General features: G+C 68.7%; 18 protein-coding genes and 1 pseudogene. 13 read left to right on the top strand and 6 right to left on the bottom strand.

The window, feature by feature from the left end:
- Window positions 1-536: pseudogene (locus ACWCIA_RS19895) on the bottom strand (HAF repeat-containing protein); the annotation flags it as partial.
- Window positions 537-1,150: 614 nt separating this feature from the next.
- Between ACWCIA_RS19895 and ACWCIA_RS19890 the strand changes: the two are divergent.
- The 7 genes from ACWCIA_RS19890 (at window position 1,151) to ACWCIA_RS19860 (ending at window position 10,616) form a co-directional block, all read left to right on the top strand.
- Window positions 1,151-2,323 carry a hypothetical protein gene (locus tag ACWCIA_RS19890; RefSeq protein WP_454166098.1) on the top strand — a complete coding sequence of 391 codons (1,173 nt, stop codon included), beginning with the start codon at window positions 1,151-1,153 and terminating at the stop codon, window positions 2,321-2,323.
- A 112-nt stretch (window positions 2,324-2,435) separates the two neighbouring features.
- On the top strand, window positions 2,436-5,390 hold the full coding sequence (locus tag ACWCIA_RS19885) for a trypsin-like serine peptidase (protein WP_454166096.1): 2,955 nt from the start codon (window positions 2,436-2,438) through the stop codon (window positions 5,388-5,390).
- A gap of 19 nt (window positions 5,391-5,409) precedes the next feature.
- Window positions 5,410-6,561, top strand: a complete 1,152-nt coding sequence (locus ACWCIA_RS19880; RefSeq protein WP_454166094.1) for a trypsin-like serine peptidase — start codon at window positions 5,410-5,412, stop codon at window positions 6,559-6,561.
- 127 nt (window positions 6,562-6,688) lie between these two features.
- Entirely contained in the window at window positions 6,689-7,843 is a 1,155-nt protein-coding gene (locus ACWCIA_RS19875; protein WP_454166092.1) for a diguanylate cyclase, read from the top strand.
- A gap of 117 nt (window positions 7,844-7,960) precedes the next feature.
- Window positions 7,961-8,716, top strand: coding sequence for a helix-turn-helix transcriptional regulator (locus tag ACWCIA_RS19870; protein WP_454166090.1), 756 nt, complete (start codon window positions 7,961-7,963; stop codon window positions 8,714-8,716).
- Window positions 8,717-8,860: 144 nt separating this feature from the next.
- Window positions 8,861-9,568 (top strand): alpha/beta fold hydrolase, encoded by a 708-nt coding sequence (locus ACWCIA_RS19865; RefSeq protein ID WP_454166088.1) that lies wholly within the window; start codon window positions 8,861-8,863, stop codon window positions 9,566-9,568.
- A gap of 64 nt (window positions 9,569-9,632) precedes the next feature.
- Window positions 9,633-10,616 (top strand): HEAT repeat domain-containing protein, encoded by a 984-nt coding sequence (locus ACWCIA_RS19860; RefSeq protein WP_454166086.1) that lies wholly within the window; start codon window positions 9,633-9,635, stop codon window positions 10,614-10,616.
- Here the strand turns inward: ACWCIA_RS19860 and ACWCIA_RS19855 are convergent, their stop codons facing one another.
- Both ACWCIA_RS19855 and ACWCIA_RS19850 read right to left on the bottom strand, forming a co-directional pair.
- Window positions 10,617-11,579, bottom strand: a complete 963-nt coding sequence (locus tag ACWCIA_RS19855; protein ID WP_454166084.1) for an MBL fold metallo-hydrolase — start codon at window positions 11,577-11,579, stop codon at window positions 10,617-10,619.
- Between the two features lie 70 nt (window positions 11,580-11,649).
- Window positions 11,650-12,039, bottom strand: coding sequence for a YbaN family protein (locus ACWCIA_RS19850; RefSeq protein ID WP_454166082.1), 390 nt, complete (start codon window positions 12,037-12,039; stop codon window positions 11,650-11,652).
- A gap of 212 nt (window positions 12,040-12,251) precedes the next feature.
- On the opposite strand from ACWCIA_RS19850, the gene ACWCIA_RS19845 reads away from it, so the two are divergent.
- Complete coding sequence (locus tag ACWCIA_RS19845; RefSeq protein ID WP_454166080.1) at window positions 12,252-14,210, top strand: diguanylate cyclase domain-containing protein; 1,959 nt, start codon at window positions 12,252-12,254, stop codon at window positions 14,208-14,210.
- A gap of 4 nt (window positions 14,211-14,214) precedes the next feature.
- On the opposite strand, the gene ACWCIA_RS19840 is transcribed toward ACWCIA_RS19845, so the two are convergent.
- Window positions 14,215-15,531 (bottom strand): cytochrome P450, encoded by a 1,317-nt coding sequence (locus ACWCIA_RS19840; protein ID WP_454166078.1) that lies wholly within the window; start codon window positions 15,529-15,531, stop codon window positions 14,215-14,217.
- Between the two features lie 256 nt (window positions 15,532-15,787).
- Here ACWCIA_RS19840 and ACWCIA_RS19835 point away from each other — a divergent pair, with 256 nt between their 5' ends.
- Window positions 15,788-16,768, top strand: a complete 981-nt coding sequence (locus tag ACWCIA_RS19835; protein WP_454166076.1) for a homocysteine S-methyltransferase family protein — start codon at window positions 15,788-15,790, stop codon at window positions 16,766-16,768.
- On the opposite strand, the gene ACWCIA_RS19830 is transcribed toward ACWCIA_RS19835, so the two are convergent.
- Window positions 16,737-18,980 (bottom strand): CHASE domain-containing protein, encoded by a 2,244-nt coding sequence (locus tag ACWCIA_RS19830; protein WP_454166074.1) that lies wholly within the window; start codon window positions 18,978-18,980, stop codon window positions 16,737-16,739. The genes ACWCIA_RS19835 and ACWCIA_RS19830 overlap by 32 nt on opposite strands.
- A 229-nt stretch (window positions 18,981-19,209) precedes the next feature.
- Between ACWCIA_RS19830 and ACWCIA_RS19825 the strand changes: the two genes are divergently transcribed.
- The 4 genes from ACWCIA_RS19825 to ACWCIA_RS19810 all read left to right on the top strand — a co-directional run bounded on the left by ACWCIA_RS19825 (window position 19,210) and on the right by ACWCIA_RS19810 (window position 23,092).
- A complete protein-coding gene (locus ACWCIA_RS19825) occupies window positions 19,210-19,665 on the top strand; it encodes a hypothetical protein (protein WP_454166072.1) in 456 nt (151 codons plus the stop codon).
- A gap of 67 nt (window positions 19,666-19,732) precedes the next feature.
- Window positions 19,733-20,353, top strand: a complete 621-nt coding sequence (locus ACWCIA_RS19820) for an LON peptidase substrate-binding domain-containing protein (RefSeq protein ID WP_454166070.1) — start codon at window positions 19,733-19,735, stop codon at window positions 20,351-20,353.
- A 9-nt stretch (window positions 20,354-20,362) separates the two neighbouring features.
- Window positions 20,363-21,121, top strand: coding sequence for a hypothetical protein (locus ACWCIA_RS19815; protein ID WP_454166068.1), 759 nt, complete (start codon window positions 20,363-20,365; stop codon window positions 21,119-21,121).
- A gap of 435 nt (window positions 21,122-21,556) precedes the next feature.
- Entirely contained in the window at window positions 21,557-23,092 is a 1,536-nt protein-coding gene (locus ACWCIA_RS19810; protein WP_454166066.1) for a DEAD/DEAH box helicase, read from the top strand.
- Between the two features lie 7 nt (window positions 23,093-23,099).
- Here ACWCIA_RS19810 and ACWCIA_RS19805 read toward each other — a convergent pair whose 3' ends face one another.
- On the bottom strand, window positions 23,100-24,791 hold the full coding sequence (locus ACWCIA_RS19805; protein WP_454166065.1) for a histidine kinase famiy protein: 1,692 nt from the start codon (window positions 24,789-24,791) through the stop codon (window positions 23,100-23,102).
- Between the last annotated feature and the right edge of the window lie 221 nt (window positions 24,792-25,012).

The raw sequence follows: 25,012 nt of genomic DNA, 5'->3' as shown, positions 1-25,012 counted from the left end.
GCTAGTGTCTGGGTGGTTTCATCTAAGGGATGGTTGGGTTTGTGGTTTAACTTGCCTTTCGGCGCGCGCAGTAAGGGGCGCGCGCCGCTGAAGCCCGCCCCGAAGCCGATCGCGGTCGCGTAGCCGGCATTGTTGATGTCGGTGTAGGTCGTGAACCGGCCGGGAATGACGCCGATGTCGCGCTGCTTGCCGTGGGCGTAGAGGGAGCCGCGCTGCTGGCCGCCGGTGGTGGTCCAGTTGCCGAGCACCTCGCCCTTGTCGTTGATGGCGACCGCCTCGCTCGAGCGGCCGCCCAGCGTGCCGAGGTCGACCAGGCCCTTGCCGCGGTTGAGGAAGCCATGCGTGACGGTGGGCCGGAACGGGTAGGTGCCGACGACCACGCCGGACTGGTTGATGTCGGTGGCCGCGCTGCCGGCAGGGGCGACGATCGTGACCCGGTACTCGGGGTAGGCCGCCGGGGCAGCCTGCGCCAGGCCAAGCCCCAGGGGCAGCGACAGCGACAGCAGGAACAGGGAAACACGTTGATGCGCTTGCATGACACTCTCCAAAAGTAATGACGGCAAGGCAAGGCAAGGCGATGGCCGCCCGCCGTCGGATCACACCCGCCACCAGGGCGTTATTCGGTACGGCCACCTCTGCGCGCATGGCAACGCGTCCAGGGCCGGCGCCATCGTTCACCCTTTCTGCCGGCCGGCCCTTGCATTTCCCGCGCCGCCAGGCCGCACAGCGAGACCGCCACGAAACTCTTTCGCGGCCGCATGATAATCTCCTTAAGAAACAATGGCTTGCGACGAAAATCGCGAACCCGTCAATACGGTACGCCGCCGCTGGCGGGCAGGTTTAATGCCGCACAATGCATAGGGGGTAGCGTCGGCAGCGGATGCCGAATCGATCAGCAGCGGCGCCGATAGGATTGCTTTTGCGGAGGGACCAGCGGCTGACCTTGCAGGAAAAGACCTGACAGCAATGCAGGCCGGCAGGCGCCCCCTATTTCCTGTTGCAACGGGCCGCAATGCAACGTCGTCAGCCGGCCACAAACCCATCATCGGCCCGCAAGGGCAGGGCGGCTGGGCGTAAGATCGAAGCCATGCGAGGCACTGGGCAATCGGCTTGTTTTCCTGCAGGCGGCAGTACGCACAGGAGGCGAAACATGTTGTTGAATCCATTGGCGAAGCGCTCCACGTCCGTGGAGCAAACGACGGCCGTCGTCACCGAGCGCCCCTACCAGCGCAGCGACGTGCCCTATGTGCTGCTGACGATCTTCCTGCTCGGGACCGGCGTGGTGATCGCCGGCGGCATGGTCGGGCCGGGTTACCACACGGCGTTCGCGCTGCTGTGGGCGTTCGGCTGCTGTGTCAGCGGCATGCTGCTCGGCTTCCTGTTCGCCATTCCGCGCGTGCTGCCCGCCGGGTCGATCGTCGCCCCGGCGTCTCCCGTCTCGCCGGCCGGCGAGGCAGGAAATGCCGGGGACGGCGACAGCGCGGGCGCCGTCGCGTCGACCACGACGCCGGTGTCGAGCGAAATCAACTCCAACCTGGTCGAGGTCTCCGACTGGCTGACGAAAATCATCGTCGGGGTCGGCCTGGTGAATCTGCAAAATTTCCCCGAGTACGCCGCGGGCGTCGCCGCTTTCGTCGCGCCGGGACTGGGCATGGACACCGGGACCGGGGCCCAGGTTGCCGCCGCGATCAGCCTGTTCTTCAGCGTACTCGGCTTCCTGATCGGCTACCTGCTGACCCGCATTTTCCTCGCCGTCATCATCAAGCAGGCCGATACCCAGGTCCAGTACATCCGCCTGGAGAGCGGCAGGCGCGTCGGCGTCGGCGAACTGACGCGGCTGCAGCAGGCGTCGCTAAAAGACCTGCAGCGCACGATGGCCGAGATCGTGTCCGGGATGGCGGACGGCAAGCGCATCGAGGAAAACGTCGCCGCCACGCGGCGCCCGCCGTACCGCATCCTGTGGGTGGACGACAAGCCGGCCAACAACGTCCTGATTGCAGAACAGCTGCGCAACCAGGGCGTGAGCATCCGCGAGGTGCTGTCCACGCAGGAAGGCCTGGCGGCATTGGCCGAAGGGGGTTTCGACCTTGCCATCAGCGACATGAGCCGGACCGAGGGCGGAGTCAAAATCCGCGATGCGGGCTTGCGCTTCGTCCGGGAAGCGCGTGCAATGCAGCCGGACCTTCCCGTGTACATTTTCTGCGGGCGCAACGGTGTCGCCGACTATGGCGTCAGCGCCAGGACCGCCGGTGCGGCGCTGGTGACCGACTCCGAGACCAGGCTCATCGCCGAGATCACGAAAGCACTTGGCCTGAAGCCCTAGGCGCTGAGCTTGCACAGCCATTTTCGCCTGCTAGACTGATTGACATCATCGCTCGATCGGGGCGACGCCGGCAGGCAGCAAGCGCCAGGCACACCACCCGAGGGAGGGCATCATGCACCACATGGAACGGGTTGGCCGCGTGCGCGCGATGCTGCGGCAAGTCTCGCCCGGCGACGATCTCGAATCGGTGCCGATCCCGGCACCCGAGCAGGTCTCCGCCGAGGAATCGCTGGGACCGTCCGACCCGGCGCGCACCGTGCGCGGCATCCGTTTCGGCTACCAGGACGCGGTCGAAGGCGTGCGCAAGCTCAGGGAGCAGCGCGACAGCGAAATCAGCCCGGCCGAGCTGCTCGGCGTCGAGGCGATCGTGCTGGCGCATGACCGTCCCGCCGTGTTCGTGCGCGCCGGCACCTATGACCAGGTGGGCGGCATCTGGTCCGAGCTCGATACCGCCGCCGTCCGTGCGCGCATCGATCCGCAGCTCGGCGCGATCGGCCGCATCGAGCTGCCCTTCATGCCCAGCGTGCCCTATGGCGGCACCGGTTTCCTGGTCGGCCCCTCGCTGCTGATGACCAACCGCCACGTGGCGCGCCTGTTCGCCGAGGGACGCGGCACGAAGCGGCTGGTCTACCGTCCGGGCGACGCCCTGGTCGACTTCGAGTGCGAGTACGGCAGCCTGCCCGAGAATGCTTCGCACTTTTCCATCGAACAGGTGCTGATGATCCACCCGTACTGGGACATGGCCCTGGTGCGGGTGTCCGGCCTGTCGACCGCCTTTCGGCCCCTGACCCTGTCGGTGCGCGCGCCCGAAGACCTGGTCGCGCGCGACATGGTGGCGATCGGCTACCCGGCACGCGACGCGCGCAACGACCTGGCGCTGCAGGACCGGATCTTCGGCGGCGTCTACGACGTCAAGCGCCTGCAGCCGGGCAAGATCCGGCCGCGCAGCCGCGTGCACAGCTTCGAGAACGAAGTCGAGGCGATGGTGCACGACAGCTCGACATTGGGCGGCAACTCGGGCTCGGCCGTGATCGACGTGGGCAGCGGCCGCGTGGTCGGGCTGCATTTCGCGGGAGAGTATCTGAAGGCGAACTATGCGGTGCCGAGCTACGAGCTGGCGCGCGACCGGCGCGTGGTCGATGCCGGCGTGCAGTTCGACGGCAGGGTGGCCGCCACCGAGCAGTGGCAGCGCGCCTGGGTCGAGGCCGATGGCTTTGAGGTGCCTGAGCGTGCCGCCGGCACGGTGCAGGCGGACGCCGGCGTACCGTCCGCAGCGCCGCCGCAACTGCAGGCACCGCCGCAGGTGCCACCACAGCCGCAAGCTCCGGTGGCGGCCGCGCCCCAGCCGCAGGTCGACGCCGGCGTCATCCAGATCCCGATCACCCTGCGCATCGCCATCGACCTGCGCGCCGCCGGGGCCGAAGGGGGCGCCATGGGCGGTCCGGCGGCAAGGGCGGCGCTCGCGGGCAGCCCGGCGCCCGCCGCGGCCACGGGCCGGCGCCTGTCCATGCGCGAGCTGCAGGACATGATGCGCGATCCCGACATCGACGAGGCGCAGCTGCGCCCGTATTTCGTTTTCGATCCCTCGGTGTCGCGCGCCTTCGCGCCCGGCGTGATCCCGAATCCCGCCCTGGTCGACGTGGCGCAGCCGCTCGACGTGGTCGAAGGCGCGATGCTGATGTCCTGGGCGAGCAGCCTGAGCCGCTTCCGGCGGCAGGAACAATTCAAGGCGCGCCTGGCGCGCGGCGACCGGCGGCCGGTGCTGGTGTCCGAGGGCGATTCCTGGTTCCAGTTCCCGGTGCTGCTGGCTGACGTGATCGACAACCTGCAGGACGATTTCAACGTCTGGAGCGTGGATGCGGCCGGCGACACGCTGCAGAACATGGTGCACGACCACGCCGAGTACCTGGCCGCGCTGCGCCGCAACGCCGGCAAGGCGCGCGCCTTCCTGTTCTCGGGCGGCGGCAACGACATCATCGGCGAGGACGCGCGCGGGGTGCCGGTGATCGGCCAGATCCTGCGCCGCTTCGAGGAGGGGCGGCCGGCCGAGTGGTACCTCGACACCCCGGCCGTCGAGGAAAAATTCCGCTTCGTCGAGGAGTGCCTGCGCCGCGTGTTCGGGAACGTGGCGCGCGAATTTCCGGGCCTGCCCGTCCTCTGCCATGGCTACGACTACGCCATTCCCGGCGGCGCACCCGGCGACACGCGCCGGCCCGGCTGGGCCGCCGTCGACAAGTGGCTGGGCAAGCCGATGCGCGAGATGCTCGGCATCCAGGACCACGCCCTGCAGCGCGAGATCGTGCGCGTCCTGATCGACCGCTTCAACCTGCTCCAGCAGCGCCTGTGCGGCGGGGGCGACCCTGCCGCCGCCTTCCCGAACGCCTGGCATGTCGACCTGCGCCGGCGCGTCGAAGGCCGCTGGGCCGACGAACTGCATCCGACCGACGACGGCTTCGGCGCGGTCGCCGCCCAGGTGAAACTGCGGCTGCGCGAGGTGCTGGACAGGGGGCCGCAAGCCTTGCGCGCACCGGCGGCGCCGGGCATGCCCGACCAGGAGCGCACCCCGAACCTGGACGACGACGCCGAGGCCAGCCGGATGCTGGCGCTGGCCGAAGGGGCTGGCCTGGCCGAGGCGGCAGCCGACTGGCGCGTGGCGAAGGGGCTGATGGCGCTGCGCGACAAGATCAACGCCCTGGCCCCGCGCAGGAGCCGCGCCTCGGACGGCACCATCGGCGACGCCCGCCACCGCACCCGCAGCTCGGACCACAATCCCTGGGTCGAGGATGGCGGCCTGGGCGTGGTGACGGCGATCGACATCACCGACGACCCGGGCAACGGCTGCAGCGCCGACAAGCTGGCGCGCTCGCTGCAGGCGGCGCGCGACCCGCGCGTCAAGTACGTGATCTGGAACCGGCGCATCATGAATGCCGGCGCCATCGACGGCGCCGCCCCCTGGGAGTGGCGCAGCTACGGCGGCGTCAACCCGCACAAGGCCCACCTGCACCTGTCGATCAAGCCCGACAAGGCCTCCTACGACTCGACGGCCGACTGGCAGGTCACGGTATGAGGGAAGGCGCCGGCGCGCGATGAGCAACATCGAGCAGGTCTTCGTCGACGCGGGCCGGCGCTGGCAGGCCGCCGGGCCGGCGATCGAACGCACGCGCGCACTCGGCCCGGCGGCCGAGCCGCTCGAGCGCAAGGAAGCCTTCCTGCGCCACCAGCTCGAGACGGGCGGCGGCGCCGCGCTCTGGGCCGGCGCCCATCCTCCCCGGCTGTTCGACGAGTTCGGCACCGAGCGGGTGCTCGCCACCAGCGACCTGCTCAGTTTCGAGACCCTGCAAAAGGCCATCGCCATCGGCCGCTTCGTCGGCCAGGTGTGCCGGCGCGACGCCGTGCCCGGCCTTGCTCCGCGTTTGACGCCGATCGCGACCGGCTCGATGGTGTCGCCGCGCCTGCTGCTGACCAACCACCATGTGCTGCGTTCGAAGGAGGAGGCCGCCGGTGCCGCCGTGCGCTTCGACTACCAGCTCGGCGAAGAGGGGCAGCCCTTGCCGACCTCGGTGTTTTCCTTCGAACCCGACGAGCTGTTCGTGACCGACGAACTGCTCGACTACACCATCGTCGCCGTGGCGCCGACGGCGCAGGAGGGCACGCCGCTGGCCCATTTCGGCTGGAACCGCCTCAATCCGCAGCAGGGCAAGATCCTGCGCGGCTATCCGGTCAACATCATCCAGCACCCGGAAGGGGACTACAAACAGATCGTCCTCAGCAACAACAAGGTCCTCGACCTGGTCGACCATTATTTCCTGTACGAGGCCGACACCCTGCCGGGCTCCTCCGGCGCACCCGTCTTCAACCGCCAGTGGGAAGTGGTCGCCCTGCACCGGCGCGGCGTGCCCTGCGTGATCGACGGCGCCGTCGTCACCAGGGCCGACCGTCCCTGGCGCGAAGGCATCCCGGAAAGCGAGATCCGCTGGATCGGCAACGAGGGCACCCGGGTCAGCAGCCTGGTGCGCCACTTCGAGGGGGTGACGCTCGCCGGGCACCAGGCCCTGCTGCGGCGCGAACTGCTGGAACTGCCGCCGCCCCAGCCTTTCCTGGTCGCGCGCCAGGCCCGTGGCGAAGGGCCCGCGCGGCAGGCTGCGGCCAGCGGCGACGGCGCCAGCGTCACGCTGAACATCGGCTTGCGGCTGACCGTGTCGGTGGGCGCGGTCACGATCGCATCCGCGCGTGGCTGAGCGAAGATTTATTTCCTGTAATCATTGCTCCGGTGACAAACGGTGAGTTTTGCGCGCCTGTTCTGCTGGCACAATGGTGTTTTGGCCCAGTCCGGCCGCTCCGGCATCCTGTACCGACGTGAACATCATGCACATCCATCCGCTCACTGGCGAATTCATGCGCCCGTCGACGGAAGCCGCCTACCTCGAGCACAAGCAGGTGCAGACGCGCGCCCTGCTCGGCTTTACGCTGACCTTCTGCACCGTGTTCTACCTCGGCTTTTTCGCGACCGACGTGGCGGCCCTCGGCTGGGGGCCCACGGCCCTCTCCCTGCTCTGCGCCCGCTTGCTGGTCGCGCTGACGGCCGGCACCTGCGCCTGGCTCGCTTACCACCGGCCGCTGTCGGTGCGCGCCGTGCGCCGGGCGGCCACCATTTCCGAATGCGTGGCGCTCGGCTGCTTCATGTTCGTCGCCGCCCGGCGCCCCAACGAATTCCACTGGCATGCGATGTCGCTGGCGATCATGCTGGTGGTGATCTACCTGTACATCCCCAACCGCCTGCGCAATGCCCTGGCGATCGCCGTCGTGACGACCACCGGCTTCGTCCTGCTGGCCGCGCAGTACAGCCGGATGTCGTTTGCCGACACGCTCACCATGGGCATGCTGTTGATGCTGGTCAATACCTTCGGCTTCCTGGCGGCGCGCCGCTTCCACCACGTCTCGCGCGAGGAATTCCGGTCCCAGACCGTGCTCAAGCGGGCGGCCGAACGCGACCACCTGACCGGCTGCTTCAACCGCCGCTACCTGCACTACCAGCTGATGGACCAGCAGGGCGCCGCCGCCGGCCGCGGCAAGCCTTGCCTGACCGTGGTCCTGTGCGACATCGACCATTTCAAGCAGATCAACGACACTCATGGCCACGGCGACGGCGACATCGTGCTGCGCGGCTTTGCCCACATGCTGCAAGCCGCGACCAGCGAGCCGATCGAGAGCGTGGTGCGCTACGGCGGCGAGGAATTCCTGCTGGTGCTGCCGGGGACGATCCTGGACGACGGCATCCGCCTTGCCGAGCGCCTGCGCACCCGCTTTGCCGCGACCGAGCTGATGGCGAGCGACGGCGCGACCCGGCTGCGCGCCACGGCCAGCTTCGGCGTGGCCAGCGTCCAGCTTGGAGAGGCAGCGCCGGAGGACCCGATGCGCACGGTGATCGCCGCCGCCGACGAGCTGATGTACCAGGCCAAGCGCAACGGGCGCAACCGCGTCGAGTATCCGTCGCTCCAGCTGGTGGTTCAGAGCGCCTGACCCATCCTCCTTGCCCGTGTGGCAAACGTGAGAACGCCCACGCGTCATTCTTGACAATTGGGTAAACTCAACTATTCTCTCCTCGTCCGCACAAGAACCAGACACGGAGAGACGGCGATGAGTGCCCAGCAGGATGAGCAGGACAGGCGCATCATGCGCGTGCTGGTCGAGTGCACGCAGGTGCAGACAGCAGGCGAATTTACCCGCATGGTCGAAGGATCGTTTCGCGCCGTCCTGCCGCACGGGTCGATGCTGTGCGGGATCGGCGGCATCAGCCCGCAAGGCAACCACATCCGCAAGATCCTGAGCGTCGATTATCCGCTCGCGTATTTCGAGCCGCTGCAGGGCGAGGACGGCCGCCTCGACAGCCCCCTGATGAAACGCTGGCGCGAAACGCTGGAACCCCAGCTGTTCCAGAGCGGGCGCGACGACCATTTGTATCCGGACGACTGGGTCCGCCTTTTCAATAAATACGAGCTGCGCAATACGATCGCGCACGGCGTGCTCGATCTCGGCGGCGTGTTTTCCAGCTTTTTCATTTTTTCGCGCATACCCGGCGAAATCGGCGCGCACCATGCTTTCCTCATGAAGCTGCTGACGCCGCACTTGCACTTCGCGCTGGCGCGGGTATTGGCGACGGTCGACGAGTATCACGGCAGCCTGGGCAGGAGCAAAAAGGCGCTGAGCGAACGCCAGCGCGAGATCCTGCACTGGCTGCAGGAGGGCAAGACCAATTGGGAGATCGCGAAAATCCTCGATTTGTCCGAGCTGAACGTCAAATACCACATCGACCAGATCTTCCTGAAACTCGAAGTGCGCAGCCGCGCGCATGCGGTGGCCAAGGCGCGCGACTTAGCGCATTGCAGGGCATGAAACAGGAACTCTCCGAACAGGGAGTGGCTTACGGCCGGGCTTGCTTCTAGAGTGGTTCATCCAGCGAAGAGAACATCGCTCCGCTGGACCAGGACGCAATAACAAGCACAGGCGTCCGACACACCATTCAACGGAGGAGATACCATGTTTCGAACATCGTTTTCGGTGACGCACCTGCTCGCCGGCGCCGCCCTGGCATGCGCCGGCGCCGGCGTCCAGGCGGCCTGCCTCGATAATGTCGTGCTGGTGCACGGCAATACCGGTGCGCCTGCCGACTGGAACAACACGGTCGCCGAGCTGAAAAGCCGCGGCTACCTCGCATCCCAGCTGTATCTGCCGAACTGGGGCTCGAAAACCAGCGCGGCCAGCAACGACCACGGCACGACGAATACGACAGTGGTGAAAAATTCCCTGACCGCGGCCTACGCCAATTCCTGCACCGGCAAGATCGACGTGATCGGCCATTCGATGGGCGTGACCCTGGCCATGAAGGCGATCAACGAGCTCGCTTATGCCGGGCGCGTGAATACCTTCGTCGGCGTGGCCGGCGCCCAGTGGGGCCTCAATTCCTGCGGCGTCTATCCATATAACGTGGCGAATGCCACCTGCGGCGCCAACGGCTTGTCGATCGACAGCCCGCTGACCAAATCCGTGCGCGGCAAGCGCTATGGCGCGAAGATGTATTCGATTAAAAGCTGGATCGACGAAATCGTCTGCATCGGCAGCTGCTATGTGTATGGCGCGCACACGAGCAATATCGACATGCAGAATGCGACCTACGATTATTCGCTCGGCCATTTTGGACTGCAAAGCTATACCACGATCCGGCAGGCCGATTTGCTGATGAATTAAACAGGATGGCGGCTGGACGGGCGGCCCCGTCCAGTCCATCGCACGACCTTTGGAAGGAACAGCAGTGAACGATTCGACCTTGTCCGCCCGCGCCGGCACGATCGCCCTCAGCTTTGCGCTCGGCTTCGGCCTGGCCTGGTTCCTGCGCGCCCCCGAGGCCGCACCGGGCCCGGTGCAGGCGCAGGCGCCGGCGGGCGCCCTGGTGCAGGGCAGCTTCGGCGACGCATGGACGATGCCGGGCCCCGCATCCGTGCCTGTCGCGCCCGCGCCTGTGCCCGCGCCCGTGCCTGCCGACGTCGACGCCCTGTGGGCGCAGGCGCTGGCCCCCGGCGACAGGAGCACGCATGGCTACGACGCCGAGGACGCCTTGCGCAAGCTGGTGCAGGGCGATCCGGCCGCGCGCCGCAAGCTGCTGGCCCGCTTCGATACCGCGCAGACGCCGCAGGCGCGCGCGCTGCTGGTCACGATCCTGTCCACGGTGCCGGCGCCGGACGTGCTGTTCCTGGCGAACCGGCTGGCGAACGGCAGCAACCCGGCGGACCGCCAGGCCGGCTTCGAGATGCTGCGCAGCCTCGCCCCGGACGCACCGGAAACCCGCGCCCTGGTGCGGCGCACGCTGGCCACCGAACAATCGCCGGAGCTCCTGGCCCAGGCGCTGTCGACCCTGCAGTCCGGCGCGGCGGACCCGGAGGAAGCGGCGCAGATGGTGGCGCAGCTGGCGAGCCTGGCGCAGCATGCGGACCCTGCCGTGCGCAGCGCGAGCATCCGCCAGTTGGGGCTATGGGACAAGGGCGGCGAGAGCGGGGAGCGATTGTCGCAGGCGCTGGCCGACGGCGCGCCCGAGGTACGCCAGGCGGCCATCTTCGCCATCGCCCAGGCGGGCGTGCGCACGCCGGCGGCCAAGGCGGCCCTGCTGGCGCTGGCCGGCAATCCGCTCGAGACCCGCGCGGTGCGCGGCAGCGCCATGCAGGTGCTGGAACGCTTTGCGCTCAGCAAGGAGGAGTACGCAGCGCTCGCGCCCCTGCGCGGCCAAGGCCGCGGCATGTGATCACGGAGCGACGGCCAGCACCCCACGCCGGTCGAGCGCATAACGCTGGAGGTCCCCCGCCAGGAACAGCTGCCCGCCATACTCGGCCCGCGCCTCCGCCTCCAGGCAGGCCATCGACAGCGGACCCTCTCCCTCCTGGTAGCGCGGGCTGAAATGGGTCAGCACCAGGTTCGGAATGCCGGCTTCCCGGGCAAAGGCGGCGGTGGCGCGCGCCGAGCTGTGCTGAGGGCCGGGGCCGACCCGCTGCAGGATCTCTTCGGTGTAGGTCGCTTCGTGGATCAGCACCTGCGCGCCCGCGGACTGCGTCGTCAACAGGGAGGGCGTGTCGTTGTCGCCGGCGACGATGATCTTGCGCCGCGCGCGGGTCGGCAGGATGTAGTCGCTGCTGCGCGCGACCCGGCAGTCGGGCAACTGGATGTCTTCGCCGCGCTGGAGCTGGCCCCAGCCGGGGCCGGAAGGCACGCCGTCGCGCTCGAGTTTGCCGATGTCGAGTTTGCGCTCGACGGCTTTTTCGGTGAAGGCGAAGGCGAACGAGGGCACGCGGTGCGACAGCCCGGCCGCCTCCACGCTCACGTCGGGCAGCGTGTCGATGCGCCAGCCGTGCTCGATGTGGGCGAATTCGAGCGGGTAGGGCAGGCGCAGTTCCGTGCTCTCCATCACGCCGCGGACGAAACGTTCGACCGCCGGCGGGCCGGCGATCAGCAGCGGCTCGGCGCGGTTGAGCAGGCCGGCGCTGGCCAGCAGTCCCGGCAGGCCGTAGCAGTGGTCGCCATGGATGTGGGTGATGAAGATGGCCCGCAGGCTCATCGGCGAATAGTTCGTGCGCAGGATGCGGTGCTGGGTGCCTTCGCCGCAATCGACCAGGTACCAATGCTTCGCCCCGCTCGTGCGCAGCGCGAGTCCGGAGACGTTGCGGGTCCTGCTGGGCGTGCCCGAGGAGGTGCCCAGAAACTGGAATTCCATGGTGTGGCGGCAGTCTGAGTAGTGGATTCGATTATGGCTGAAACGCCCGAACCCGGCCGCCGGTTTGCTCCTACCGTTTATCCGCCGTGCGCAGCGTCGGCAGGAAGCACCACAAATACATGCTGACGCCGCAGCCGGTCGCCAGCAGGGCGATGCGCAGGCCGAGGTGCTCGAAGCGCAGCATCGAATACGCCAGCGAGGCCCACATCATGGCCAGCGCGACGATCTTGGCCTTCAGGGGAATCCCGTTTCCGGCCTCGACATTCCGCAGGTAGACGCCGAACACGCGATGCTGCAGCAGCCAGCGGTGCAGGCGGGTCGAGCCGCGCGCGAAACAGGCCGAGGCCAGCAGCAGGAAGGGCGTGGTCGGCAGCAGCGGCAGGAACAGGCCGGCGATGCCGAGCAGCAGCGCGATGGCGCCGGCAAGATTGAACAGGGTTTTGAGTGGGGAGCGGAGCATGTCCACCATTATGCCGAATCCGATATGGCGAAAGATAATTTCATGCAGCATGGATGAATGAAATAATCTTTCAACATAACTGCAGGAAAAAGTTGATGCAAGTGAACAACAAGGCGGTCCGATTGCTTGATATAAAGATAAGCGGCCAGTAGAATTCGCGGCGTAATTTCCTGTTACCGTTTAGCCGGCATCGCGCACGCCGGATGCCCGCCATGCCGCTCCAGACCCTACAATCGTTACGCTCCGCCGGGGCGGCCGGTGCATATTTCCGCCCCAGCGTGCTGCGGCGCTTCGCCGTCTTCCTGGCGCTTGCCTTGCCCCTGGTCTGGCTGCTGGTGCTGCGCGAGCGCAACCAGCTCGGCGATATCGCACGCGACGAAAGCCATCGCAACGTCCAGAACCTGTCCCATGCCTTTGCCGAGGAAGTCCGCTCGAGCCTGGTCACGATCGACCTGTCGCTGAGCCAGCTGCGCCTGGGCTGGCTGCGCAGTCCCGGCGAGCTCGCGCCCATCGTCTCCGAACTGAACAGCCACCTGCACGGCAAGCTGCAGATGAATGTCGTGGTCACCGATACCCGGGGCCGCATCGTGTTCTCGAGCATTCCCGGCATCCCGCAAGGCTTCGACCTGAGCGACCGCGAGCATATCCGCACCCACCTGGACAACCCTCCCAGCGACCGCCTGTTCATCGGCCGCCCGCTCAAGGGCCGGCTCTCGGGACGCTGGTCGGTCCAGTTCTCGCGCCCCGTCTTCGACAGGACGGGCAAGCTGGTCGGGGTCATCGTCGCCGGCGTCGAGCCGGGCTATTTTTCGCGCTTCTACAACACGGTGGACCTGGGCGCGAACGCGTCGATCGCGCTGGTCAGCGACCAGGGCATCGTCATCGCCCGCACCACGCAGGACTTGACCCTGCGCGACAGCGGCAAGCACCTGGCCGGCTTCCCGTATGCACCCGGCAGCGGCGCCGCCGGCGCGTTCCGGCGCGTGAGCCGGCTCGACGGCGTCGACCGCTACTACGGCTGGCACACCCTGTCCGAATACGGGCTGGTGGTGACGGTGGGGCAGTCGGTGCAGGACGCCAACGCGCGCTATGCGCGGCAGAAGGAAATGCTGCTCTACACGGGCCTGGCCATTTCGCTGGCGCTGGTGCTGGCCGGCTGGACCGCGCTGGCCGCGGCCGACAACCGCCGCCGCGGCGTGGCCTCGCTGGCCGCCGCCGAAGCGCGCTGGAAGTTGGCGCTGAACGCGGCCGGCGAGGGCGTCTGGGACTACAGCTTCCGCACCGGCATGGTGACCCTGTCGCCGAGCGCCCAGGGCATCGTCGACGCCCACGGCACCCTGATGCCTTTCGACCGCGGCGCCTTCGTGGCCATGGCCCACCCCGAGGACAGCGCCGCCGTGCTGCATGCGCTCGACGCCCACCTGAACGGCGCCACGCCCGACTACACGGCGCAGTACCGCACGCGCCTGGGCAACGGCAACTGGCGCTGGATCCTGGCGCGCGGCCAGGTCGCCGAGCGCGACGCCGACGGGCGCCCGCTGCGCATCGTCGGCACCGTGGCCGACATCGACGCCCGCAAGCTCCAGGAAGAGCAGGTCCGCCACCAGGCCCACCACGACATGCTGACCGGCCTGCCGAACCGCCTGCTGTTCGGCGACCGCCTGCAGCAGGCCCTGCTGGCGTCGAAGCGGGAAGGCCATAAACTGGCCGTCATCTTCTTCGACCTCGACAAGTTCAAGCCCGTCAACGACAGCTACGGCCACGCGGTCGGCGACATCCTGCTGCAGCAGGTGGCCACGCGCCTGCGCACGACGCTGCGCGCATCGGACACGCTGGCGCGCCTCGGCGGCGACGAATTCGTGGTGCTGCTGCCGCGCGTGAGCGGCAGGGGCGACGCGCGCAAGGTGGCCGAGGACATCCTGCGCGAGCTGACCCGCCCGTTCATGACCGAAGGGTTTACGCTGCATATCTCGGCCAGCCTGGGCGTGGCCGTGTCGCCCGATTGCGGCGAGGATGCCGACGCCCTGCTGCGCGGCGCCGACGGCGCGATGTACGAAGCCAAGCTGCTCGGGCGCGGCCGGGTGGCGGAGTGCACGGCGGAGTCGCTGCAGGCCGGGCCGCGCCTGCAGCGCATCGCCCTCGCGCGCCCGACCGCCGGCACCGACGCCTGAATACTCAGCGCGGGCCGGCCTTGCGCATCCCCTCGATGACGAACCCGCTGGCCGGCAAGGCCGGCATGTGCGTCAGGCTGATCGCCAGGTCCTGCTGCGGCACGTCGTAGTCGATGTCCGCGGCCAGCGCGCGCATCGCCGACTTCGTCAGTTCGTTGGTGAGCATCTCGCCGGGGCAGCGGTGGCCGTGGGCATAGTCGCCGCCGCCTTGCGGGATCAGGCCGAAGCCGCTGTCCTGCCAGCCTTCGAAGCGCCCCGGGCGGAAGACCTCGCCGTCGCTCCAGGTGCCTGGATGGCGGTTGGTGCCGTACATGTCGAGCAGGACCCAGTCGCCCTTGTCGAAGCGCAGCCCCTGCCATTCGAAGGCCTCGAGGGCGCGGCCTCCGACGGCCGGGAAGAAGGGGAAATAACGCCGCACTTCCTGCACGAACATCTCCAGCGAGGCCGGGTCGCCGCCTTGCAGGCGCGGGCGCCATTCCGGGAACTCGTGCATCGCCAGCGCGCCGAACACGATGTAGCGCGCCACCGCCACCACCGGGCGCAGCACGTTGATCAGTTCGGTCGCCGCATGGTCGGTCGACAGCACTTCGCCGTCGGCATCGAGGTGGAAGGCGATCACCGCGAGCGGGCTGTTCGGGTCGACCTCGCGCCCCATGCGCACCGCCTCGATGTGGGCGCGCGCCCAGGCTTCGGTATGGCGGCGCAGGGACAGGCCCATCCAGTTGCGCGGGCCGACGGCGCCGGCGCCCTCGATCATGGCCGAGAATTCGGCCGTGCGCAGCACCTCTTCCTCGACGTTCGCCAGCGGCACCCCGGCCCAGGCGCAGGCGGCGCGGCACAGCACGGCCTGCGCTTCCTGGATCAGGACCACCCGGCGCTGGCGCGTCCAGCGCTCGAAGCGCGCCCGCCACTCGCTTTCGGCCAGCGCCACCAGGCGCGCGCGGCTGTCCGGCGTCTGCAGGCTCATCATCATTGCCTTGCGCACCTCGTGCATCTCGCCGTCGAGCATCTGGGCGCTGCCGGCGCCTTGCAGCAGCCCCAGCGCGGTCGGAGGAATCGCGCGCCGCCGCGTGAAGCGGCCGGGCTGGTAGAACATGCGCGCGGCCTGTTCGCCACGCACGCAGACGACGCGCTGCATCATCAGGCGGGTGCTGAAGATATCGGAACCGAGCGCGTCGCAGCGGTTGCCGATGAAGCGGTAGCCTTCGCTCAGGAGCGCCACCGTGTTGTCGAAGCCGGGCGCCTGCGGCACGGCGCGGTGGACGGGGCGAGCGGACGAGGTGGACGAAGGGGACGAGGCGGGCAGGGCGGGCACGGTCATGGTGTTCTCCTTTCCCTCGAGTGTGCCAGAGCCAGCGGGCGCGCTATGTGCGCTGGCGCTCGTATGGCAGGGTTGCGGTCATCTTTTTACAACGGCTGGTGGCGGGCGGGCGCACCGATGGACGATGGACGGACGGGGCCGGCGCCGTGGTTTTTCCGTGTTATTCCCTGTCAGGCGCGCGCCGCGGCGAAGCGGGAACCGACGCGCCGCGGTATGCTCCAATAGCGAGGACTTCATTGGATCCACCGGAGGCACCATGAGCCGCTACTGCAAGCGCCTGCCCCAGCTAGAGGGCCGGCTGTTCCTGGCCGATGCGGGCCTGGAAACCGTGCTCACCTTCCAGCAGGGCATCACGCTGCCCTCGTTCGCTTCCTTCGTCCTGCTGCGCGAGGAGGCGGGCAGGGCGGCGCTGCTGGCCTACTTCGAACGCTTTGCCCGCCTGGCGCAGGAGCACCGTACCGGCCTGGTGCTGGAAACGCCGACCTGGCGCGCCAACCCCGACTGGGCGCGCGCCCTCGGCTATACCGAGCTGGCGCTGGCCGAGGCCAACCGGGCTGCGGTGGCGCTGGTGGCCTCCGTGCGCACGGCCTTCGATGCCCCAGCCCACCCCATCGTCATCAGCGGCAACATCGGCCCGCGCGGCGACGGCTACCGGGTCGGGCAGCGCATGGGAGCGGCCGCCGCGCGCGACTACCACCTGCCGCAGATCGCCACCTTCGCCGCCACCGAGGCCGACATGGTGTCGGCCTTCACCATCACCTATCCGGACGAGGCGATCGGCATCGTCGACGCGGCCGCCGCCTGCGAGATGCCGGTCGCCATCTCCTTCACGCTCGAGGTCGACGGCCTGCTGCCCTCGGGCGACACGCTGGCCGAGGCGATCGCCCGCACCGACCTCGAGACCGGCAGCTATGCCGCCTACTACATGGTCAATTGCGCCCATCCGACCCACGTCGAGCCGGCCCTGAGCGAACCCGGCCCCTGGCGCGAGCGCCTGCGCGGCCTGCGCGCGAACGCCTCGCGCCGCAGCCACGCCGAACTCGACGAGGCGACCGAACTCGACGACGGCGACCCGGAAGAACTCGGCGACGAATACCTGGCCCTCTCCACCGTGCTGCCGCACCTGAACGTGGCCGGCGGCTGCTGCGGCACCGACGAACGCCACGTGGCGGCGATTGCGCGCAGCCTCACCGGACGGGCCCGCCCTACATCACATGGCGCGGCAAATAAATGCTGATCGTCGTCCCTTCCCCCGGTACGCTGGCGATGCGGATATGCCCGCCGCTCTGCTTCACGAAGCCGTGCGCCATCGACAGCCCGAGCCCCGTGCCCTTGCCCTCGGGCTTGGTCGTGAAGAAGGGTTCGAAGGCGCGCTCCATGACTTCCGGCGGCATGCCCTCGCCGGTATCGGACACCGCGATCAGCACGTACTCGCCCGGCACGATCTCCGGATCGGCCGCCGCCGCCGCGCTGTCGACGACCAGGTTCGACAGCGCGATACTCACCTTGCCGCGCCCGCCCATGGCGTCGCGCGCGTTGATGACCAGGTTCAGCAGCACGTTCTCGAGCTGGTTCGGGTCGACCAGCGTGTCCCATAACGCCTCCCCGCGCGCCAGTTCGATCGCGACCGACTCGCCGGCGGCGCGCTGCAGCAGGCTGTCCATGCGCGCCAGCAGCTCGCCCACGTCCACCACGCTCGGGTGCAGCGGCTGGCGCCGCGCAAAGGCGAGCAGCTGGGCCGACAGTTTCGAGCCGCGCTCGACCGCTTCCAGGATGTTGCGCAGGCGTTTTTCCGTGTTGTTGCCGGACTTGAGCATCAGCTGCACGTTGGCGCTGATGATGTGCAGGATGTTGTTGAAGTCGTGGGCCACGCCGCCGGTGAGCTTGCCGACCGCTTCCAGTTTTTGCGAGCGCGCCAGCGCCGCGCGCGCCTCGTCCAGCCGCGTTTGCCGCAGCCGTTCGCGCGCCTCGGCCTCGCGCCGCGGCGTGATGTCGCGGACAAAAGCGCTGGCGCCGGAACCGACGTCGGCGGGCAGGGCGGCGGCGACGATCTCGACCGGGATGCGGCTGCCGTCGCGGTGGCGCGCCACCGTTTCGGCCGGCTCGCCGACGACCAGCGGGCCGCCGTCGCGCGCGAACTGGGCGAAGCCGCGCGCCTGCGCCACCAGGGTGTCGGCCGGCACCAGCAGTTCGCCGATCTCGCGCCCGCGCGCTTCCAGCTCGCTCCAGCCGAACAGGCGCTCGGCCTGCGGGTTCCAGTCGGTGATGCGCCCGTCCGCATCGATGGCGATGAAGGCATCGTAGGTATTGCGCAGGATGACATCCATGCGCCGCCGCTCGGCTTCGTTGCGCTCATACGACTGGCGCAGTTCCAGCGTCATCGCCCGCGCCAGCTGCAGCGCGCGCCGGCGTTCGCTCGCGAGCAGCCAGACGACCAGGCTGAGCAGGAAGCCGAGGCCGGCCCCGGTCACGGCGATCACGCGCGGGCGGCGGGTGTCGCGCCGGGCGTCGAAGTCCGGCGAAGACGCGATCTCGATGGTCCAGCGGCGGTTGGAAATCGTCAGCGGCAGCGTCTGCTGGAACAGGGGCTGGTGCCAGCTGGCCGCGTGCTGCGAGCGAAACAGCAGGGCGGCGGGATCGGGGTCTGCGCCGTCGTAGACGCTCACCTGCAGGTCGGCCGCGTGGGCGCCGCCGACGCCGCGCATCAGGTCGGCCATCCGGAACGGCGCATAGACCCAGCCGGCGATGGCGGCGCGGCGCTGTTCGACGGTCGCCGCTGGCATGCCGGCTCGGTAGACCGGCATGTACATCAGGAAGCCGGGCTGGGCGTTGCGTCCCTCCTGGACCAGCACCACCTTGCCCGACAGGGCCGCGGCCCCGCTGTCGCGCGCGGCCATCATCGCGGCGCGGCGCACCGGCTCGCTGTACATGTCGAAGCCGAAGGCGCGCAGGTTGCGGCCGGCGAAGGGTTCGATATGGGTGATCGCCGTGTAGAGCTCGCGTTCGGGGCCGGGCTCGATGCGGTAGTCGGTGAAGCCCTGCCTGCGCACCGCCGCCTCGTGTGCCGCCAGTGCCCCGCGCGGGATGATGCTGGCCACGCCGAGTGCCTCGATGCCGGGAAAATGTTCCTGCAAATTCTGGGTCTGGAAGTAATCGGCGAAATCGCGGCGGCTGACGTCGACCCGGCCGCGCATGAAGCCGCGCGTGCCGCGCAGCACCTGCTCGTAGACCGCCATCCGGCGCACCGTGGTGGTGGCGAGGTCGTGCGCCCGGTACTCGAACTGGGAGGCAAGGTCGGCGTGCGCATCGCGCGTCGCGCCGTTCCAGGCGCCGTAGGTGATCGCCAGGGACACCAGGAACACCAGCCCGGCCAGCACCAGGGGCCCCCATCCCCGTTCGGCAGATGAGCCGGGGAGGGGGCGGGTCTCGTCGGGTTCTGGACGCTGCATGTAGTCTGGAGTCGGTAGGCGGCGCGGGCCGCGGCAATCGTCGTGGGGAATCCCTGGCCGGGCGTTCCCTGGAGAGCGGCTGGAACGCCAAGCATACCGGGCGATCCGGCCCCGGGGCGCACGGCTGGGCCTTGTCGGCGGGCCCTGTTTCAGCGCCGGTTTCAGGAAAAGGAACATTATTGCAGAGTCCGCCGGCGGGCGCATGGCCGATGCTACAATTGCCCTCCGAATGAGCCCATCCTTTTTCATCCTGCGCCGCCACCGCTGGTTCCCCGCCCTGGCCGGCGCCGCGCTGCTGGTGCTGCTGTGGGGTGCGCTGGCGCCCCTGCGCGAGCCCAGCCACGAGCGCAGCTTTATCTTCCCGGCACCGGATAAAAGCCGGCCCGCGCTCGCGCTGCCGCGCGAACTGCGCCTGACCCTCGGCGTGCAGGATGTCCTGCTGCTGCGCAACCTCGACCACCGGCCCCATGTGGTCGGCCCGCTGCAGCTGCGCCCGGGCCAGGAAGTGCGCCTGCCCTTCGAGCAGCTCGGCGATTACGCGTATGCCTGCCCGGACGTGCCTGGGGGCACGCTGCTAGTGCGCGTCGTGCGCCTGCCGGACCCGGGCTGGGAGCGCCTGCGCTGGCGCCTTGGCGGGCTCGGCCACGCTCTGCGCACGCTGCCGCTGGTGGCGCCCAGGGACTAGCCCCTGCTGTCCATCCATCCTGGGCAATCGTGCTGCGGTCCGGGGTGCGATTCTGTCATGATGGGGCATGGCCACGATTTCCCTTCCATTGTTCCCATTGAGTACGGTGCTGTTCCCGGACGGGGTGCTGCCGCTGCAGGTGTTCGAGGCGCGCTACCTCGACATGATGAGCCGCTGCCTGACCGAGGACACCCCGTTCGGCGTGGTCCTGCTGACGCAGGGACAGGAAGTGCGCACCCGCGCAAGCGAGCCCGAGCGCTTCGTCGAGGGCGGCACCCTGGCCACCGTGTGCGACACCGCGGCCACCACGCCCGGCCTGCTGCAGGTGGTCTGCCGCGGCGGCGCCCGCTTCGAGGTGAAATCCTCGCAGCAGCGCCTGAACGGCCTGTGGATGGCCGAGGTCGACCTGGTCGAGGACGACCATCCGGTGCGCATTCCCGCCGAGCTGCAGGGCGCCGCCGACGCGCTCGACCGCGTGCTCGCTTCCCTGCACGACGTACCCCAGGAGCGCTGGCCGGTGCAGCCGCCGTTCCGGATGGAGGATTGCGGCTGGGTCGCCAACCGCTGGTGCGAACTGCTGCCGCTGCCGAACACGCAAAAGCACAACATGCTCATGCTCGACAATCCCGTCATCCGGCTCGAACTGCTGCACGACGTGCTCGATGAACATGGCTTGATCACTTCCTGACGCGCTGCCATGAAATTTTCTGACGAACTCTTGATTGCTTTCGTCAACGGCGAACTGGCCGAGCCGGCCCGTGCGGCCGTCGAACGCGCGGCACGCGCCGACCCCGCCATCGCCGCGCGCGTGGCCGGGCACCGCGCCCGCCGCAACCGCGTCTACGGCGTGGTCGCGGGCGGACGCGACGGCGGCGCCCAGGCCCATGCGCACGGCTGCGCCGCCGGCGCCAAGGTCGTGCAGCTCGACAGCATCCGCGCCGCCCGCAACGTGCCCTTGCCGCCACCCCTGCCGCCACCGCAAGCGCAGCCGACCTGGACGCGCCGCCACATGCTGGCGGTCGCCGCCGCGCTCGCCGGCGGAGTGCTGCTGGGCGGCTTCGGCTGGCACCTGTGGCAGGGCGAGGCGGAACTGGCCTCGCTCAGCGGCGCCGACGGCGCACTGGTGGCGCAAGGCCCCCTGGCGTCCGCGCTGAGCTCGCAGCTGGCCAGCCCCGGCCCTTCCGGGCGCGTGCGCATCGGCATCAGTTTTCTTGCCAAGGACGGCAAGTATTGCCGCAGCTTCGTGATGGACACGACGGCCGGCCTGGCCTGTCGCGACGGCGCCCAGTGGAAAATCCCCGTGCTGGCCCAGGGCGCCCTCGGCGCCGCCTGGATGGACGGCAGCGTCCTGCCCCCGGCCGTGCTCGACGCCATCGACGTGCGCATCGCCGGCACGCCGCTGAACGCGGCCGCCGAACGGGCCGCGCAGGCGCGCGGGTGGAGGCGGGAAGGGTAGAGCCGTCCACCCTGCGTCAGATTGCTGCGATGGCGTGGAACAGACCCGTAGGGTGGACGGCTCTACCGGATAGCGTGCAAGCATGCGGCCCTTGCGCCGTCCACGCGTTCAACCACCCCTTGAAACCTCGCGACAAATCACCCGCCGCTTGCCCCGCACACCCGCTCCGCCCGCCCGGCAGCCTGCACGATTCCTATACACTGCGATGGATTTCAGGTAACCTTGAGGGCGATATCTTGTATCTCTACGTTTGCGCCCGTGTTTTATCGGTGCAGCGTGCCTACCGAGCCGGCCCCGCATCGGCGTCGAACCGTGCCCCAGCCGGCGGCCAGCCCGCCCTTCCAGGAGTTGTCAGCGTCGGCCACGCCTGCTGGGTCAGGCCCGTCGAGGCGACGCTTCCGCGTAGAGCAATTGATTTAATGCCCGGAAAGAATAATGTCTGAAACACCGATGAACAACGACGTTGCCGCCGTGTCCGACGTCGCGACGCCCGCCGCGATCGAACCGACTGTCCGCTTTGCCGATTTCGGCCTGGCACCGGAGATCCTGCGTGCCCTGACGGACCAGGGCTACGTCCATCCGACCCCGATCCAGGCCCAGGCGATTCCGGTCGTGCTGCAGGGCCGCGACGTCATGGGCGCCGCCCAGACCGGTACGGGCAAGACCGCCGGCTTCTCGCTGCCGATCATCCAGCTGCTGCTGGCCCACGCCAACACCAGCATGTCGCCGGCCCGCCACCCGGTGCGCGCGCTCGTGCTGACGCCGACCCGCGAACTGGCGGTGCAGGTGGCCGAGAACGTCAAGGCCTACGCCCAGCACACGCCGCTGCGTTCGACCGTCGTCTTCGGCGGCATGGACATGAAGGGCCAGACCGTCGTCCTCAAGGGCGGCGTCGAGATCGTGATCGCGACCCCGGGCCGCCTGCTCGACCATATCGAACAGAAGAACGTCAGCCTGGCGCAGGTGCAGATGCTGGTCATGGACGAAGCGGACCGCATGCTCGACATGGGCTTCCTGCCCGACCTGCAGCGCATCATCAACCTGCTGCCGAAGAAGCGCCAGAACCTGATGTTCTCGGCCACCTTCTCGCCGGAGATCAAGAAGCTGGCCAACAGTTTCCTGCAGCAGCCGGTGCTGATCGAAGTGGCGCGCAGCAACGCCACCGCCGAGAAGGTCACGCAGATCGTCTACAAGGTCGACGAAGAGCAGAAGCGCGACGTGGTTGAATTCCTGATCCGCCAGCGCGAGCTGAAGCAGGTCATCATCTTCTCGAACACCAAGATCGGCGCTTCGCGCCTGTCGCGCCACCTCGAGCAGACCGGCATCAAGGCCTCGGCCATCCACGGCGACAAGACCCAGCAGGAACGCATGGCCGCGCTCGACGCGTTCAAGCAGGGCGAGATCGAAGTGCTGGTGGCGACCGACGTCGCCGCGCGCGGCCTCGACATCTCCGACCTGCCGTGCGTGATCAATTTCGACCTGCCCTACAACGCCGAAGACTACGTGCACCGCATCGGCCGCACCGGCCGCGCCGGCGCCTCGGGCGACGCCTTGTCCGTGTATTCGGACAAGGACGAGCGCCTGCTCGCCGACATCGAAAAGCTGATCAAGCAGACCATCACCCGCGGCGAACTGGCCGGCTTCACGCCGCGCGCACGCGGCCGCGAATTTGAACGCGGCGAACGGGGAGCACGCGGCGAGCGTGCCGATCGCGGTGAGCGCGGCGAGCGCAGCGAACGTCCGCCACGCCGCGGCGCTGAAGGCGAGGGCCGCTCCGAGCGCCCGGCACGCAGCTATGGCGCCGGCCCGCTGCCGCGCCGCGAGAAGGTCGATCCGTGGTTCCTCAAGCCCTACGAGCCGGCCAACGCGCCGCGCCGCGATGCGGCCGCGGAAGCATCGGCCGCGCCGGCCAAGCCGAAGCAGAAGCTCGCGGCCCTGCTGGGCGGCCTGCCGAAGCCGGCGCAGTCGTAACCCACCTCTAGCGCCAGCCCGCCCGGCCCTGCGGTCCGGGCAGCAGGGCCTTGACCCGCGACAGCAGGTCTTCCTGCCGGTAGGGCTTGCCGAGGATGTCGAGCGGCCGGGATGGCGAAGCGGCCGGCAGCTCGTCCATGTAGCCGGTCGTGATCAGGATCGGCGTGTCCGGCCTGTGCATGCGCACCTTGTCGGCCAGTTGCAGTCCGTTCATCCCGCCCGGCATGAGCACATCCGTAAACACCAGGTCGATCTCGTCCCCGCTCTCGAGCATCCTGAGGGCCTGTTCGCCGCTCGGGGCCGAGACCACCGCGTAGCCGGCCTCGCCGAGCATGCTTTCCGCCAGTTCGCGCACGTCCTCGTTGTCTTCGACCACGAGGATGCGCTGCTTGCCGCGCTCGTCGGCGGGCGCCGCCGGGGTGGCGGCCTCGCCCGGACGCAAGGCCTCGCGCGCGCCCTCGGACGGGAAGATCATGCGCACCGTCGTGCCCTTGCCCGGCGCGCTGTCGATCTCGAGACGGCCGCGCGACTGCTGCACGAAGCCGTGCACCATCGCCAGCCCGAGGCCGGTGCCCGGGCCCTTGGTGGTGAAGAAGGGCTCGGTGGCGCGCCGCGCGACTTCCGGCGTCATGCCTTCGCCTTCGTCGGTGACGCAGACGGCGACGTAGCCGCCGCCCGGCGCGGTTTCCTTGTCGAGGACGTGGGTGCTGACGCGTACCTGGCCGCCGTCCGGCATGGCGTCGCGCGCGTTGATGACGACGTTCAGGACGGCCATTTCGAGGTGGGTCGGGTCGAGCGTGCACCAGGGCAGGCCGGGTTTCAGGTCGAGCTGCAGTTCGACCCGGTCGCCCAGGGTGCGCACCAGCATGTCCGAGAACTCGACCAGCAGCGCATTCAGGTTGACCCGGCGCGGCTCCAGGCGCTGCTTGCGCGCGAAGGTCAGCAGCTGCTGGGTGAGCTTGCCGGCCTTCATGGCCGCGCGCTGGGCACGCCGGATCGGCTCGCCGGCGCGGTTCGAGGGGTCGAGCGCCAGCATCGCCAGTTCCAGGTTGCCGTTGATGACTTGCAGCAGGTTGTTGAAGTCATGGGCCATGCCGGCGGTGAGCTGGCCGATCGCTTCCATCTTCTGCGCCTGCATCGAGGATTGCTCGGTCAGGCGGCGCTGGGTGATGTCGAGCTGGGACGCGAAAAAGTAGAGCAGCTCGCCGTCGTGGTCGAAGATCGGGCCGATGTACAGGCCGTTCCAGAAGGGCGTGCCGTCGGCCTTGTAGTTCAGGATGTCGAGCGCGACCGCGCGCCGCTCGGCCAGCGCTTCGCGGATCTCGCGCACCGTGTCCGGGTTGGTGTCCGGCCCCTGCAGGAAGCGACAGTTGCGCCCGATGACCTGTTCTTCCTGGTACTGCGTGAGGTCGAGGAAGGCGCGGTTCACGAACACGATCGGGTTGTCGGGCTGGCGCGGATCGGTGACGACCATCGGCATGCGCGTCATTTCGACGGCGGCGAAGAAGATGTTGCCGCGATCTTCCAATCCACCATGGTCGATGTAGCTGGCCTGCCAGTGCTTCATGCCCGGATTGCCGAGCGGATTGTAGGCGCTGCCCTCGAGCTCGCCCTCGGCAGGCACGCCGACGCTCTCGCCGTCGCCTTGGACGTCGAGGGGTTTGCCTGCGCTTTCTTCGGGGGTGGAGCCGGTTGCCATGAGGTCCTTTCGAGGATCCGTTCTTGCGTCGACTTTTGTCGGGCAAGCTTCAGGTGGCATGTTAATACGGTAGGTCGCCCCGGACTGTGCGTCGCTTCACGCAAGCATCATCGTCGAGCCCGCGCCCCGGTTCGCCGCTTGTCGCGGCGGAAGCAATGCTTAGCAGAGATGCAATGCGGTAGTATAATCGCCCGATTTCGCTCACCTCCACCCATGAATAG

It is taken from the genome of Massilia sp. SYSU DXS3249, from assembly GCF_053668055.1.
The sequence above is the reverse complement of the archived record's forward strand: the minus strand, read 5'-3'. Positions and strand labels throughout refer to the sequence as shown.